Raw genomic sequence first — 16,018 nt, forward strand, 5'->3', positions numbered from 1 at the left:
CGTTTATAAGACTGCATCACATACACTGATTTAGCTTTCAAATATCAAGAAGGGGTGACTGGAATTAACCAATCACCCCTTCTTATTTACTTTACTAATTATTTTGAAATGAATTAGTGACTCATTAAATTACAATGCACGTAAGATTGCATCAACGCTATCTTTCGCATCACCAAACAACATCTGTGTATTTTCTTTGAAGAATAATGGGTTTTGTACCCCAGCATAGCCAGTATTCATCGAACGTTTAAATACAATAACATTGCTTGCTTTCCAAACTTCAAGAACTGGCATACCTGCAATTGGGCTGTTTGGATCTTCTTGAGCCGCTGGGTTAACCGTATCGTTAGCACCAATAACAAGAACGGTATCGGTATCAGAGAAATCATCATTAATTTCATCCATTTCCAATACGATATCATAAGGTACTTTAGCTTCGGCTAATAATACGTTCATATGGCCAGGTAAACGCCCAGCTACAGGGTGAATACCAAAACGCACATTAATACCACGTTCACGTAATTTAGTGGTGATATCCGCAACAGGGTATTGTGCTTGTGCTACCGCCATACCATAACCCGGAGTGATAATTACTGATGTTGAGTTTTTCAACATTTCAGCGACTTCCTCTGCGGTGCTTTCGCGATACTCACCCATTTCTTCTTCTGTGCCTGTTGAAGAGCCATCTGTACCGAAGCCTCCTGCAATAACACTGATAAACGAACGGTTCATCGCCTTACACATAATATAGGACAGAATCGCACCTGAAGAACCGACCAATGCCCCTGTGACAATCAGCAAGTCATTACTTAACATAAAACCTGCCGCTGCTGCAGCCCAACCTGAATACGAATTCAGCATTGAAACCACCACTGGCATGTCCGCGCCACCAATTGAAGCGACTAAATGCCAGCCAAAAGCTAAAGCTATGGCGGTCATAATTAGCATCAAGAAAACTTGCAAGCCGACACTTTCTGTTTTAACAAAAATCACTAACAGAATAAATGAAACCACTAACGCCGCTAAATTCAGTTTATGGCGATTAGGTAACATCATCGGTTTTGATGACATTTTCCCTGATAATTTACCATAAGCGACTACTGAACCAGTGAAGGTAACTGCACCAATGAAGATCCCTAAGAAAACTTCAGTTAAGTGAATGTTTTCCATCACAACATCAGCATGCCCTTCACTGGCGATAAAGCTGTTAAAACCAACCAGCACTGCAGCTAAACCGACGAAACTATGTAAAATAGCCACCAGCTCAGGCATTTCTGTCATTTCAACTTTTTTCGCTAAGCGAATACCAATGACAGCACCAATGACCATCGCAACGATCATCCAGCCCACATTAGCACTGTGAGGACCTAAAATAGTGGCTATCAAGGCGATAGCCATCCCGATAATGCCATAAGTATTCCCACGTTGGGAACTTTCATGACGGGATAGCCCCGCAAGGCTGAAAATAAATAGGATAGCAGCAACTATGTAAGCTGCTGTCACAATTCCACTCGACAACATAAGTTACCCCTTACCCTTTACGAAACATTTTTAACATGCGTTGAGTTACAGTGAACCCACCGAAAATATTGATACTCGCGATCAATATGGCGATAAAGGATAAGAAGCTTACCCAGCCACCGCTGCCAATCTGGAGCAAGGCGCCCACGACGATGATCCCTGAAATAGCGTTAGTGACTGACATTAACGGTGTATGCAATGCATGAGTCACATTCCACACCACGTAATAACCAACCACACAAGCTAATGCAAATACCGTAAAGTGCGATAAAAACTCTTTTGGTGCTGAATTAGCAAACCAACCAAACAAGATGATAGCTAATGCCATCAAGCCATATTTTACCGTCGGTGACATCTTTTTCTCAGGCGCTTTAACTTTTTCCACCGCTTTTGGTTTCGCCTGCGGCTGAGCAGATACCTGAATTGGGGGCGCTGGCCAAGTGATTTCACCTTGTTTAATCACAGTGACCCCACGAATTACCAGATCTTCAAAATCAATGTCTATTTCACCATTTTTCTCTTTGCACAATAACTTCATCAAGTTAACGAGGTTTGTTCCATATAACTGTGATGACTGTGTTGGTAAACGGCTTGGTAAGTCGGTATAACCAATGATTTTTACACCATTATCAGTCACAACCAGCTTGTCAGCTTGGGTTAACTCACAGTTCCCTCCGGTTTGCGCCGCTAAGTCTACAATCACACTCCCCGGCTTCATTGATTCAACCATTTCCTTGGTAATCAATTTAGGTGCAGGCTTACCTGGAATCAGTGCCGTAGTTACAATGATATCGACTTCTTTCGCTTGTGCAGCGAACAGTTCCATCTCAGCTTTAATAAATGCTTCTGACATTACTTTGGCGTAGCCATCGCCACTACCAGCCTCTTCTTTGAAATCTAATTCAAGGAATTCAGCACCCATACTCTGAACTTGCTCTTTCACCTCAGGACGAGTGTCAAAGGCACGCACAATGGCACCTAAACTACCAGCAGCGCCAATCGCAGCAAGGCCTGCAACCCCTGCCCCGATGATCATGACTTTCGCTGGAGGAACTTTACCTGCGGCCGTAATTTGCCCCGTAAAGAAACGGCCAAATTCGTGAGCAGCTTCAACAATTGCACGGTAGCCAGCAATATTCGCCATTGAGCTAAGCGCATCAAGTGATTGAGCACGTGAAATGCGTGGTACCGCATCCATCGCCATCACGTTAACTTTCCTAGCTTTTAAAGCTTCCATTAGCTCAGCATTTTGTGCCGGCCAAATGAAACTCACCAGTGTTGCCCCTCCTTTTAACAGAGGAATTTCATCATCCAGTGGCGCGTTGACTTTAAAAACGATATCCGCAGCAAATGCAGTATCACGATCAACGATTTCTGCCCCCGCTTGTTCGTATGCTACATCATCAAAACTGGCTAAATGACCCGCATTTTGTTCTACACAGACAGAAAAACCTAACTTAAGAAGTTGAGTTACTGTAGATGGTGTAGCCGCAACACGCGCTTCATTGGCAAGTCGTTCTCTTGGTATACCAATACGCATAATGTTCCCTTTTTAATGCCTAACGTAATGTTGTTAATAGAGTGTTTGCTAAAATAATGACTGTCATCACAGAGAAAAGTCTTATTTTGTGCTTAAACAGATTTTTAATGTTCTAATAACCTACTGAAAATAAGCTTCTTGATCCATAATTGATCACGATTCTTAGACAGTAAATGGAATTCGCAGTGAAAATCTTAGTTTTAGGTCAATAAAATACTGGATACTTTAAAAAATCTGGTAAATTTAACTAGTCAATAATTATTTATTTCTCATAAAAATAAAATCATGAGACAACAGGTTCCGTTACGTGTAATAATCACGTACATGTGATACAACTAAGATTCAGCATGTTTATAATAAATTGCGCAAGGCGGAAGGATTTTGTATGAAGCTGAAAACTACGGTCATCGCAGCCGCGGTGTTATCATTAACTAGTATAACTGCTACTCAGGCGGCTGTTGAATTGACGCCAAAACAGGCTACTGAATTAAAACCTTATGAGCGTATAACAGTCACCGGGCGCTTTAATGCTATTTATGAAGCATCCGATGCAGTCTCCCGTAGGGCTGATAAAATGGGGGCATATGCCTTTTACATTCAAAGCCTTGATGATGTAGGTGATAGCGGCAACATGCGTGTTGTTGCTGATGTCTACGCAAAAGATGCACCACAAGTTGATACACCAAAACGTCGTGTATTCGGTGGTGTTGAGGAAATGTCAAAAACTGACGCAACAGAATATGAGCCTTTTGATACTGTTACTGTAAGCGGTTTTTACCCTTCTCAACCAGACCTATATGAGGCTATTGCAAAAAAAGCACTTGAGAAAAATGCTGCCTCGTTCTATGTGGTTCGTAATATCGCAATGAATGATGGTGGAAATACATTAGCAACTGCTTATATCTATAAAAAAGATGCACCGAAACGACAAGTTCTTAATGAAGAGGCAGTAGTTCCTGCCGATTCTGACGCTGGTCGTGCTCTGTTAGCAGAAGGCGGTGAAGCGGCTAAAAAAGTTCGCATTCCTGGCGTTGCATCTTCTGAAGAACCAACAACCGCAGTCGGACGCTTCTTTGAAACCTCTAGCAGTCAACCGGGTCGTACTAGTGTGACTCTGCCAAGTGGTTATGTTATCGAAGAGGTCAACAAAACAGCAGCTGCACAAATGGTTCCATTTGACTCTATTACATTCTCTGGATATTACACCAATACGCCTGAAGTACGTTACCAAATAGCAAAACGTGCGGAAGCGAAAGGGGCTAAATATTTTCATATTACAAGAGAATGGCAATCTAATGGTGGCAGTGTCACTATCAGTGCAGACTTGTTTAAATAGTCCTAATTTATGTGATATTAAAACCAGCCTACTCGGCTGGTTTTTTTGTTTTTATACTTTCTCTTTACGTTATTTATTTTCTTTGGCTCTATTCACTTCCATTCTTTTAAAAAAGTGCATAAAACATCTTTAAAAATGCATACATTGCCATTGCATATCTGTCATTTCGTTCGTAGAATCCACACCTATGAAAACATGTAGTCATTCTATCTGCTTTTTTAATGGCTACTAGTTAAACTCATTATTGTAATGGCACTTTAACGTCATTTTAACTTTTGATTTCTGAACGTTCAGGATTTACTTTGAAAAATACTTTGAGTCTTACCGCACTAACTGCGCTAGTTCTTAGCTCAATGGTTGGCGCCGGTGTTTTTAGTCTCCCTCAAAATATGGCGGAAGTTGCCAGCCCACTCGCATTAATAATTGGTTGGTCAATTACAGGTGTGGGTATCCTCTTTTTAGCATTTGCCCTATTGTTACTTTCCCGCATACGTCCTGACCTTGACGGTGGAATATTTACTTACGCAAAAGTCGGCTTCGGGGAATTAATTGGTTTTTGCTCGGCGTGGGGTTATTGGCTATGTGCGGTAGTTGCCAATGTGTCTTATCTTGTTATCGTATTCGCAGCAATCAGTTTTTTTACTGATACTCCTGACAACATTATTTTTGGTGATGGAAATACATGGCAAGCCCTAGTCGGAGAATCAATACTCCTTTGGTTTGTTCACTATTTAGTTCTTCGTGGAGTACAAACAGCCGCTGGAATTAATAAACTTGCTACAATGGCCAAACTGGTTCCTCTTGGCTTATTTATTGTATTGGCTTTTTTTGCGTTTAAACTTGATATTTTCAATGCAGATTTTAGTGGTATCGAATTTGGTGTTCCAGTTTGGGAACAAGTCAAAGATACCATGCTGATTACACTATGGGTATTTATTGGTATCGAAGGTGCCGTTGTCGTCTCTGCACGAGCGAAAAACCGCCGCGATGTTGGCTTAGCAACTATTTTCGCTGTGAGTTCTGCTTTAATTATCTATATTCTAGTAACCTTACTTTCTTTAGGTATTATGCCTAGAGCTGAACTTGCAGAAATAAAAAATCCATCCATGGCCCCACTCATGATAAGTTTAATTGGTTCAAGTGGTGATATTATTATTGCAGCGGGCCTAATTATTTCTGTTTGTGGGGCATATCTAAGTTGGACGATTATGGCCGCTGAAGTACCTTATATTGCAGCCCAATACCAATCATTTCCTAAAATATTTAATAAATTAAATAAGAATGATGCTCCATCATCTTCTTTATGGCTCACTAATGGTGCAGTACAGCTATCTTTGGTTCTTATTTGGCTTAGTGGGAGTAATTACAATACATTGCTTACCATTGCCTCTGAAATGATTTTAGTCCCCTATTTCCTTGTTGGTGCATTTTTAGTAAAAGTAGCTTTTGAACGTCATAATAAGGCATTACTTGCCGTTGGAGCTATTGCCAGTCTTTATGGTCTATGGTTGCTTTATGCATCAGGGTTAATCAATTTACTATTATCCGTCGTTTTATATGCCCCTGGTATTTTGGTATTTTTCTATGCTCGCCAGCAGCAAACCAACCAAATGCCATTAAAAGCGATTGAAAAAATCATGGCATATGCCATTGCTATCGGCGCTATCCCAGCGCTCTATTATTTGGTTGCCTAGTTTTAGAAACGAGGGCTTAATTTTAACCCATAAATTTAAGCCTTCACCTACTGCAACATCCTGTTTTTTTGATTACTAAATCACTCCATAATTTTCTAGTCGTAATTTCCTTCACAATTTTCGCCCTCCTTTACAATTTCCCCTCTCCTTTGCTGGTTAAAATTTCTGTTGTATGAGCTTCGATGCTTATATTTTTATCATTCATTAGTATGTTGTAACTAAATGATTAAGGCCAACTAAAAATGAAAAGCGCTTCACATACAGAATACGTGAAGCGCTAATTAGTCAAAATAAGGCTTACAGTTGTTGAGATAACTGTTCCATCGCCTGCATAATTCGCTTATCCGAAATTGGATATGGCGTTCCAAGCTGCTGGGCAAACAGACTGACTCTCAGTTCTTCAATCATCCAGCGAATTTCTTGGACTTCTGGCATATTTCTCTGAACTGGAGATAATTTTACTAACCATTGCTGCCACATATTCTGAACATGCTCTACTTTACTCAGTTGTGCACGATCTCGGTTAGGATCAATAGCTAGTTTTTCTAATCGCCGCTCTATTCCATTTAAATAACGAAGAATATCAGGTAAGCGTTTCCAACCATGAGTAGTCACAAAACCTTTAAACACTAAGTTCGACATTTGTGTTTTTATATCCGATAACGCTATTGCCATCGAAAAATCAACCCGCCCTTTTAGACGTTTATTGATTGCAAACACCGCCGTTAATATTTGTTCAACTTGCTTAGCAATATTAACAACCACATCATTTAATTCTGCCCGTGCAAGCTCTTTCAGTTTTTCAAACTGTTCTTCATTCCATACCGCGCCACCAAAATCAGAGATTATTTGGTCGACACCACAAGCAATACAATCATCTATTAACTCCAATACCTTGCCATAGGGGTTAAAGTACAAACCCAATTTTGATTTATTGGGTAGTTTTTCATGTAAATACTTAATTGGCGATGGAATATTTAACAGTAATAATCGACGCACCCCAGCCCACATTGCTTGCTGCTGTTCTAATTCTGTTTCAAACACCTTGATACCAACACTATTTCTTTCATCGACTAATGCAGGATAAGCTTTAACGGAATATCCGCCTCTCTTTTGCTCATAGCGTTGAGGTAATTCACCAAAACTCCAAATATGTAACCCATGTTGCTCAATACCGTCATCTACAACTTCAGACAACGTTTCTTGCACTTTTTCTTTTAGGCTATTTTTTAGCTCATCAAGATTTTGCCCTTCCGCAACGGTTTTATTTTTGTCGCCTACAACACGATATGTCATTTTTAAATGAGCGGGAAGTTGCTCTAATTGCCATGATTCACGTTCAACAGTGACACCTGTCATACGGCGTAATTCACGTTCAAGTTTATCCAATACACTCCCCTCAGGCTCAGGGACTCGTTCTAAAAATGCAGAAGCATAGTTAGGTGCAGGAACAAAATTTCGCCTAATTGGTTTAGGTAATGATTTAATTAAAGCAACGATTAACTCATGACGCAGTCCCGGAACTTGCCAATCAAAGCCAATATTCTGAACCTGATTCAATATCGCAAGTGGTACATGGACAGTCACTCCATCTGCATCAGTTCCTGGCTCAAATTGATAACTCAACCGAAATTTCAAATCCCCTTGATACCAATAGTTTGGGTAATCAAGAGCCGAAACATTACTCGCATCCTCCTTGATCAGCATACTTTTTTCAAAGCTTAACAAGTCAGATTGTTGCTTAGATGCCTTTTTCCACCAATTATCAAAATGACGAGAGGAAATCACATCATTCGGGATCCGTTGGTCATAAAATGCAAATAACGTTTCATCATCAACTAAAATGTCACGCCGACGTGATTTATGCTCCAAATCTTCGACTTCAGATAATAATTTCAGATTTTCTTTAAAGAATGCGTGGCGTGTGACCCAATCCCCTTCAACCAATGCATGACGAATAAATAATTCACGGCATAATAACGGGTCAATATTCCCATAATTAACCTGCCTTGATGCAACAATGGGTAGCCCATATAAAGTCACTTTTTCTGACGCCATTACCGCGCCTTCAGATTTAGACCAATGAGGCTCACTATAACTATGTTTAGTTAAATGTTCTGCTAAGGGTTCAACCCACTCAACATCGATTGATGCGGCAATTCTTCCCCATAATTTCGACGTTTCAACAAGTTCCGCAACCATTGCCCATTTCGGTGGTTTTTTAAATAAACCCGACCCAGGAAAAATAGTAAAACGTGCATTTCTAGCCCCAGTAAACTCGTGTTTATCTGCATCTTTTTGTCCAATATGTGAAAGCAGCCCAGCCAATAACGAAACGTGAATGCTCCGAAAATCAGCCTCCGCACTATTAATGGCAAAACCTTGCTCTTTTACCACTTGCCTCAATTGGGTATACAAATCTTGCCATTCCCGAATACGCAAATAATTAAGAAAATCTTGGCGACACATTTTTCTAAATTGAGCGTTAGAAAGCTGTGTTTGTTGTTCTTTTAAGTAATCCCAAAGATTTAAAAAAGCTAAGAAATCTGATTGCTTATCATGGAAACGACGATGTTTTTCATCGGCAGCTTGCTGTTTGTCTAACGGTCTCTCCCTAGGGTCTTGAATTGATAATGCAGAAACAATCACCATTGTTTCACGTACTGCCCCGTGTTTACGTGCTTCAATCACCATACGAGCAAGTCTTGGGTCAACAGGAAGCTGGGCTAACTGCCTGCCTATATCCGTTAGTTGATACCCTTTATCCGCCTGTTTATGGGACTTAATGGCACCTAGTTCCTCCAGTAATTTCACACCATCTTGGATATTACGTTTATCTGGAGCCTCCACAAATGGAAATGCAGAAATATCACCAAGACCAATAGAAGTCATTTGTAATATAACTGACGCTAAATTCGTCCGTAAAATTTCAGGGTCCGTGAACTCTGGGCGTGATAAGAAGTCATCTTCTGAGTATAAACGAATACAAATCCCGTCAGAAACACGGCCACAGCGCCCCTTACGTTGGTTAGCTGAAGCTTGAGAAATGGCTTCAACAGGAAGACGTTGTACTTTGGTACGGTAACTATAACGACTGATTCGTGCATAACCGGTATCAATGACATATTTTATACCCGGTACAGTTAATGATGTTTCTGCTACGTTTGTTGCAAGAATGATCCGCCGTCCCCCATGAGGATGGAAGATACGATTTTGCTCACTATTCGAGAGCCTTGCGAAAAGAGGTAAGATTTCAGTGTGGCGTAAAGAAAGTTTTGATAACGCATCGGCGGTATCACGAATTTCCCGCTCACCACTCATAAAAATCAATATATCGCCATTACCTTCAACCGATAGTTCATTTACCGCATCAATTATCCCATCAATTTGGTCACGGTCACTATCGTTCTGGTCTCCCATGATAGGACGATAACGAACTTCAACAGGATAGGTACGCCCAGACACTTCAACAATTGGGGCATGACTAAAGTGCTTCGAAAAACGCTCAGGGTCAATGGTTGCTGATGTAATAATAACTTTTAAATCAGGACGTTTTGGTAATAATTGACGTAAATAACCTAAAATAAAGTCGATATTCAGGCTTCTTTCATGAGCCTCATCGATAATAATAGTGTCATATTGTAGCAGCAATTTGTCATTTTGTAGTTCTGCAAGCAAGATACCATCAGTCATCAATTTGACTTGAGTAGTTTCACTCACTTGGTCACTAAAGCGTACTTTATAACCAACATTTGTACCTAATTCACATTCAAGTTCTTGAGCTAAGCGTGACGCAACTGAGCGCGCGGCTAAACGTCTTGGTTGAGTGTGACCAATAAACCCTAGAACCCCTCTGCCAAGTTCAAGACAAATTTTGGGGATTTGCGTTGTTTTACCTGACCCAGTTTCACCAGCAATAATAACAACTTGATGTTTTTTAATGGCATCTAAAATGACATCTTTCTTCTGGCTGACCGGTAAATTATCCGGATACACAATTTTAGGCGCATTTAATCGTTTAATTTCAACCTCTTGCTTTGCCTTTTCAATATCTATTTTGATAGCATCAAGTACCGCAGAGCGCGATTTTTCGTTCTGGATCTTTGCAATACCTTGCACTCTTTTTTTCAGTAACCATTGGTCACGTAATGAAGTTTGTCCAATATCAGCGGTTAATGCTGTCAGTATGGATTTCACCTGTTGAATCCTTATCTTTAATAAATTTCAATACACGATAGCCAATCAGCTTCGCAATTTGTGAGGGCTAAATTTCGCTTTTATTTTTAATTGTTGTTATCACATAAAAATACCATCAATTTTTTTGAAGAAAGCTATCTAATGTTTTTCCTATCAATCAGTTACACATCACGTATTATTACCAATAAAGTTTTACCTAAAAAATAGAGGAACACATGAGTAAAGTATTACTATTGAAATCAAGTATTCTGGCTGACTATTCACAAAGCAATAAAATGGCAGATTACTTTATTCAACAATGGCAGGAAAAACACTCAGCAGATACAGTAACTGTACGAGATTTAGTCAAAGAGCCAATTCCAGCGATTGACGGTGAAATTTTAGCAGCTTTTGGTCCAAGTGACACGAAAACAGAACAACAACAAGCACATTTGGACCTGTCAAATGCATTGATTGAGGAAATTAAAGCTCACGATGTGATTGTTATTGCAGCCCCGATGTATAACTTTACGATTTCTTCTCATTTAAAACACTATTTCGACTTTATCGCTCGCTCAGGGCACACGTTTAAATATACAGAACAAGGTTCTGTTGGCTTATTAAAAGACAAGCGCGCATATGTATTAACGAGCCGAGGCGGTATTTATAAAGACACACCAACAGATACCATGGTGCCTTATTTAACACTATTTCTAAATTTCATTGGTATTACCGACGTTGAATTCGTTTTTGCTGAAGGCACGTCGTTAGGCCAAGAGTCAGTCGAAAGGGCACATCAACAAGCACAGAGCCATATAAATACTATTATCGCTTAAGATATAGTCTTTTTAAGTCATATATTATTAAAACCCAAAGCTACCATTGTTATATTTTGCGCACTTTCTGAGTGCGCTTTTTATTTCTTTTGTAACCATTGGCCATTAATGCCACGCACAAACTCCCCAGGATTAGCCCGTTCTACGAGTTTTTGCCCTGCTATCCTAGCGACCTCATTTGTTTTTAGGTTATTTTTTTCAGCAATTTCGCTGTATCTTTTTTCTCGTTCTTGGTTAATTTGTGCTGCTAGCTTAGTTGCCTCCTGGTTACTCGTATTAATCGGAGCTAAATAGCCCGACAGTGTTTCCCCCAATAGGCCTGTTTCTTTGGCTTCATCCACTGTAATTGCTACAGCCTGAAAAGTAGTCAATAATGAACATAGCGCTAGTACTTTGATAATTCGACTCATTTGGGATTTACCTCTCCGAACAAATCACTATTTTCTTTTAATAATTCTTCTACTTGCCTATCCGCTTTTATTTGGATTTCATGTTCAATTTTTACGTTCATATTAATATTGATGGGTTTATCCGGTGTTGCGACCTCAACTCGCAAACAAGCTGATAACAACAACACAATCGATATAGCTGTAGTAAATTTTAATATTTTCACGTTCATTCTTATGCTCATTATAAATTTTTTTCCAACCACTCTTCTAAAGAGCTACCAAATCGTAAACTACGCCATAATTGAAAGATATTTTCTTCATGTTGATAATGCAAATGAACTTCACGTTTTTTCTTTTCTTGCGTGTTATACCCTTCAAGGATTGTTGTCATCTTTAACATCCCTAAATTTGTAACATTAACATCTGTACGGCTGCGTTTTATTTCCAAATATTGTAACCACCCCATTGCGGAACCTGCAGATATATTATCTTCTCGGATAGAATCAACAAATTGGGGATCTAATCGTAATGTTAATGGCCCACTATTTTCTAACCATCCATCTTTAACTATCCATTCTGGGTTATTTAAATAAAAAGGTAATTCACCATTAACTTTACCGGAAACAGCAAATTGCGACACTCTTAGTATGGTAAATAACTGGCTAAGTTCAATCTGCTTTAATTTTATCGTAGCGGCTTGAGTTTGTGGCCAACGCAGTAAATCCATCGATATTTCACCCCCTAATGTTTTAAAGCCTACATTAGTCAGTTTTAATGGCGAATTTTCCGTTGGCGGATAAGAACCAGAGAGATCTGCTTTAATATCAGTTAATTCGAATAAATTATTGAGCTGCTTAATACGCAACTCAACAGGTGCTTTAGCGCCCAAAGTCCAAGTACTTTGTTTTAAACGCCACGGTAAAACAAAATCTAATCCTGATAATTCGCCATCTTTTAACCAAAGACTAGTATTCTCTACGCGCCAGTGTCCTCCTGCAATAAAACCATCTTCCGGCGTTATTGAAAAAGCGGCTTGAGAAAATAATTTTCCTTGTTTTAATTCAATACCAAGGTCAGCAGGAATTAACGTTTGAAAAGCCGTGACCGACTGTTCAGGCCAACGAGCTTCCCCTCTTAATCTTTCACCGTCCCAGCGCCCAAAAATGACTATTGGCCCCACATCTTTAGTACTTAAATCGCCTTTAAGTTGAAATTCAGCAGGAGATTTTCCACTAAGATCTGCGTTTAATGTGATCCTTGGCAGATAACTTTCAGTACCGAATTGCATCCGTTCACTGGTAAGCTGTAATTTTCCATTAAAATTGGCTTTATTCTGATCACGTTGCCAAACCAATGACTTACTTAGCTGTAAGCGTGGAGCCCTCATCGATAAAAGCCCATATTGTATTTGGTCAAACCCTGTATTTAAGCTATTTAATGTGATTAAAGTGTCCTGCCAACTCCCATTTCCCTTAATATCCCAATTAGCTGATAATGAGGGTAAATTGGCATTTCCCCAATAATTCCAAAACCATTTTCCCTTATCTAAGGTAAATTTATTAGCTTTGCCATCCAAATGAATATCAAAACTCCCCCAATATTGCTCTTTAATTTTTAGAATAGCTTGTAAACGTCCTGAAATACCCTCTTCACCTAACGATGTTCCTGCAAGTGGTAATCTAGCTTCATTAAGAACCAGTGTTTCCGAAAGACGGCCATAAGCTCTTAATAATGAACTGGATAAAAAAGAAATTTTGGGGGCAGCTAACTGGCCTGAAACCTTTGCAGGCAAATTAATATCCAGCACCATATCATCATATTTAACTTGGCCATGTAACCTAAAATTAATATCAGCATTGAGTAAATTTATCTGAGTAGATGGCACAGCTAAGACAATATTGGCTTTCCCTTTCTTTGCTTGTGTGAGCATATTAATACGCCCAGAAAATACCATTTCACTTAATGTATTATCCCAGTTATCAACTTGAAAGCTGATACCGCCTTGTAAAGGGATATCTGCTTCTTTCCATTGCCACTTACCTTGCGCTATTTGTATTCGAGAAGGCGATAGTGACCATGGTAAATAAAGCAATTCTTCCTTTGTGCCTGTATCCATGACGCTAAAGACACCTTGGTCATTCAACCAACTGAATTTAGCTTGTAAGAATTTTTCTGGGTTGATTAACTTAAAATAAGCATTCAACTCCCCTTTTTCTGGAAGCTGATTTGCCATTAAGGGGAGCTGCACATCACCAAATAATTCTATTGTTTGCTTTTGTTCTGGTAGAAATGCTAAAAAATTTTGAATGACTAATTGGTGTTCCGTATTAATTAAAGATGACAACCTTAAATTGTCGCCCCTAAAATCAAACTCTAGAGGGTTAACCTGATTTTTACGCAACCAAATACTGCCTTGGTAATCACTCCATGGCTGTATGTTGGTATTATTGATAACTAATGAAAAAACCGGAATATTATCGATAAGTTCTGCAATATTAATCGGCTCATTATCCATTTCATTCGTTGGCTCAAGAGCACTCAAACATTCAGTTTTAACATCAAGGTCATCCACAATAGCGTGTAAGGGAAAGATAGAAAGTCTTGTGCTATTCAACTGAACTAATGTGCAATTATTTGCTGTTATACTGATATTTGCTATATCCAACTGGCCATGACTAATTCTTGGTTCTGAAAACGACAGTTTAAATGGCTTAGGAAGATAGTGTGATGCAACAACTGGAGCCCAATGGGATATCGTTATCCATAAAAGTATTAAGAGAGCAATGCTTCCACCCAAAAAGCAGAGTAATATTCTGAATGCTCTTTTCATTAACTGCATTACTACATCCCTTGTTTGAATTGTTCTATAGCGCAAGTGATAAATTTCAACAAAATTTCCTCATTAAACACGATACTAACAAAGATAAACCACATTCAATCGTAAACAGATACCTATTTTCTTAATTTATAGGTGATTTACAAACTTAATTGTCTTATTCTGAGTTTATATTTTGTAGGTACCCTTTTTACCTACTCTTTTCTAATTGGTTCCTAAAAATTGGAGTCTTCATGATGAAAATTGTTTCTTATAGTACCAAACAGTATGACCGCAAGCACATGGAACAAGTTAATCAAAATTCTGGATTTAATTTTAGTATTGAATATTTTGATTTTCCATTGACCGTTCAGACAGCTAAAAATGCTGTTGGTGCAGATGCTATCTGTATTTTTGTTAACGATGAAGCTAATCGTGCTGTTTTAGAAGAACTTGCCGCACTCAATATTCGAATTTTAGCTTTACGTTGCGCTGGTTTTAACAATGTTGATTTACAAGCTGCTAAAGAATTAGGTATTCAAGTTGTCCGTGTTCCTGCTTATTCTCCTGAAGCCGTTGCCGAACATACTGTTGGTATGATGCTCTGCCTTAACCGTAGGATCCACCGAGCATACCAACGTACTCGAGATGCAAATTTTTCTCTCGAAGGGTTAACAGGTTTTAATATGCATAACCGCACTGCTGGAATTATTGGTACCGGAAAAATTGGCCAAGCGACGCTACGTATTTTAAAGGGATTTGGAATGCGCCTACTCGCACACGACCCATACCCGAACCAAGCTGTTTTAGATATGGGCGCTGAATACGTTGACTTGGATACTTTATATGAACAATCAGATATTATTTCCCTTCATTGCCCATTAACACCTGAGAATCATCACCTACTCGATGAAAATGCATTCAAAAAGATGAAAAATGGGGTCATGATCATCAATACAAGCCGAGGCGCGTTAGTCGATTCTGTTGCAGCAATCAATGCACTAAAATTACAGAAAATTGGCGCTTTAGGTATGGATGTATATGAAAATGAACGTGATTTATTTTTCGAAGATAAATCTAATGATGTAATTCAAGATGATGTTTTTCGTCGTCTTTCTTCTTGTCACAATGTGTTATTTACCGGGCATCAAGCGTTTTTAACGGAAGAAGCATTAACAAGTATCAGTCAAACTACGCTTAATAATATCCGTCAAATTAGTCATGGGGAAATTTGCCCTAATATTGTTAACGCATAGTTGGATCGGGAACTATGAAACGCCTAATTCCACTTACTATTTTGGGTTTATTGCTAGCAGCATGCCAAACTCATCAAGTCAATGCGCGTAATGATGACCAAGCACTTGAAAATAAGTTGATGCATCATCGTTTTATTTTAACTGAAGTGAATGGTAAGACGATTAGTAGCAAGCAAACTGTACCTTCCCTTGCTTTTGGCGAGAAAATGTTTGTTTCTGCATCAATGTGTAATGATTTTAACGGATTTGGCAATATCAAAAACGCAAAAATTACCGTAAAAAACTTAAGTAAAACTGAACTCGAATGTGTTGATGAAGATTTATCTAAATGGGATTCAATAATAAATCGAGTACTGTCTGATGGCGCAGTTATTTCATTAAACAACAACCAGCTAGTATTAATTCAAGGTCATTACAAATTAGTTTATACACTACGTGACTACGTCCATTAATGA

The 16,018-nt window shown here is 39.0% G+C and carries 11 protein-coding genes; 5 read left to right on the forward strand and 6 right to left on the reverse strand.

Annotated elements, in window-relative coordinates; translation table 11 throughout:
- Nucleotides 1-129 precede the first annotated feature (129 nt).
- Together pntB and pntA are read right to left on the reverse strand one after the other, a co-directional pair.
- Complete coding sequence (gene pntB, locus M1F26_RS10035) at nt 130-1,518, reverse strand: Re/Si-specific NAD(P)(+) transhydrogenase subunit beta (protein WP_094960629.1); 1,389 nt, start codon at nt 1,516-1,518, stop codon at nt 130-132.
- A gap of 13 nt (nt 1,519-1,531) precedes the next feature.
- Nucleotides 1,532-3,061 (reverse strand): Re/Si-specific NAD(P)(+) transhydrogenase subunit alpha, encoded by a 1,530-nt coding sequence (pntA, locus tag M1F26_RS10040; RefSeq protein WP_200129127.1) that lies wholly within the window; start codon nt 3,059-3,061, stop codon nt 1,532-1,534.
- Between the two features lie 385 nt (nt 3,062-3,446).
- Here pntA and ydgH point away from each other — a divergent pair, with 385 nt between their 5' ends.
- On the forward strand, nt 3,447-4,397 hold the full coding sequence (gene ydgH, locus M1F26_RS10045) for a DUF1471 family protein YdgH (protein WP_140172450.1): 951 nt from the start codon (nt 3,447-3,449) through the stop codon (nt 4,395-4,397).
- Between the two features lie 353 nt (nt 4,398-4,750).
- Nucleotides 4,751-6,091: a basic amino acid/polyamine antiporter gene (locus M1F26_RS10050; RefSeq protein ID WP_004254844.1), complete on the forward strand. Its 1,341-nt coding sequence runs from the start codon at nt 4,751-4,753 to the stop codon at nt 6,089-6,091.
- 297 nt (nt 6,092-6,388) lie between these two features.
- On the opposite strand, the gene hrpA is transcribed toward M1F26_RS10050, so the two are convergent.
- Nucleotides 6,389-10,288: an ATP-dependent RNA helicase HrpA gene (hrpA, locus tag M1F26_RS10055; RefSeq protein ID WP_140172449.1), complete on the reverse strand. Its 3,900-nt coding sequence runs from the start codon at nt 10,286-10,288 to the stop codon at nt 6,389-6,391.
- 215 nt (nt 10,289-10,503) lie between these two features.
- Here hrpA and M1F26_RS10060 point away from each other — a divergent pair, with 215 nt between their 5' ends.
- The gene (locus M1F26_RS10060; protein ID WP_140172448.1) at nt 10,504-11,103 is read left to right on the forward strand and encodes an FMN-dependent NADH-azoreductase; all 600 of its coding nucleotides are present in this window, start codon (nt 10,504-10,506) and stop codon (nt 11,101-11,103) included.
- Nucleotides 11,104-11,183: 80 nt separating this feature from the next.
- On the opposite strand, the gene M1F26_RS10065 is transcribed toward M1F26_RS10060, so the two are convergent.
- Genes M1F26_RS10065 through M1F26_RS10075 form a run of 3 tightly spaced genes read right to left on the reverse strand, consistent with a single transcriptional unit; the run spans nt 11,184 to nt 14,331 of the window.
- Nucleotides 11,184-11,513: a YdbL family protein gene (locus M1F26_RS10065; protein ID WP_140172447.1), complete on the reverse strand. Its 330-nt coding sequence runs from the start codon at nt 11,511-11,513 to the stop codon at nt 11,184-11,186.
- Entirely contained in the window at nt 11,510-11,722 is a 213-nt protein-coding gene (locus tag M1F26_RS10070; RefSeq protein ID WP_050763751.1) for a YnbE family lipoprotein, read from the reverse strand. Before M1F26_RS10070 ends, M1F26_RS10065 begins: the two co-directional genes overlap by 4 nt.
- Nucleotides 11,723-11,733: 11 nt before the next feature.
- On the reverse strand, nt 11,734-14,331 hold the full coding sequence (locus tag M1F26_RS10075; RefSeq protein WP_227528760.1) for a YdbH family protein: 2,598 nt from the start codon (nt 14,329-14,331) through the stop codon (nt 11,734-11,736).
- A gap of 233 nt (nt 14,332-14,564) precedes the next feature.
- Here M1F26_RS10075 and M1F26_RS10080 point away from each other — a divergent pair, with 233 nt between their 5' ends.
- Both M1F26_RS10080 and M1F26_RS10085 read left to right on the forward strand, forming a co-directional pair.
- On the forward strand, nt 14,565-15,563 hold the full coding sequence (locus tag M1F26_RS10080; protein ID WP_140172492.1) for a 2-hydroxyacid dehydrogenase: 999 nt from the start codon (nt 14,565-14,567) through the stop codon (nt 15,561-15,563).
- A 14-nt stretch (nt 15,564-15,577) separates the two neighbouring features.
- Nucleotides 15,578-16,015 carry an META domain-containing protein gene (locus M1F26_RS10085; RefSeq protein ID WP_140172446.1) on the forward strand — a complete coding sequence of 146 codons (438 nt, stop codon included), beginning with the start codon at nt 15,578-15,580 and terminating at the stop codon, nt 16,013-16,015.
- Nucleotides 16,016-16,018: the final 3 nt, after the last annotated feature.

Origin of the sequence: Providencia sp. PROV048 (assembly GCF_033688165.1) — a bacterium.
GTDB classification, from domain to species: Bacteria; Pseudomonadota; Gammaproteobacteria; order Enterobacterales; family Enterobacteriaceae; genus Providencia; species Providencia hangzhouensis.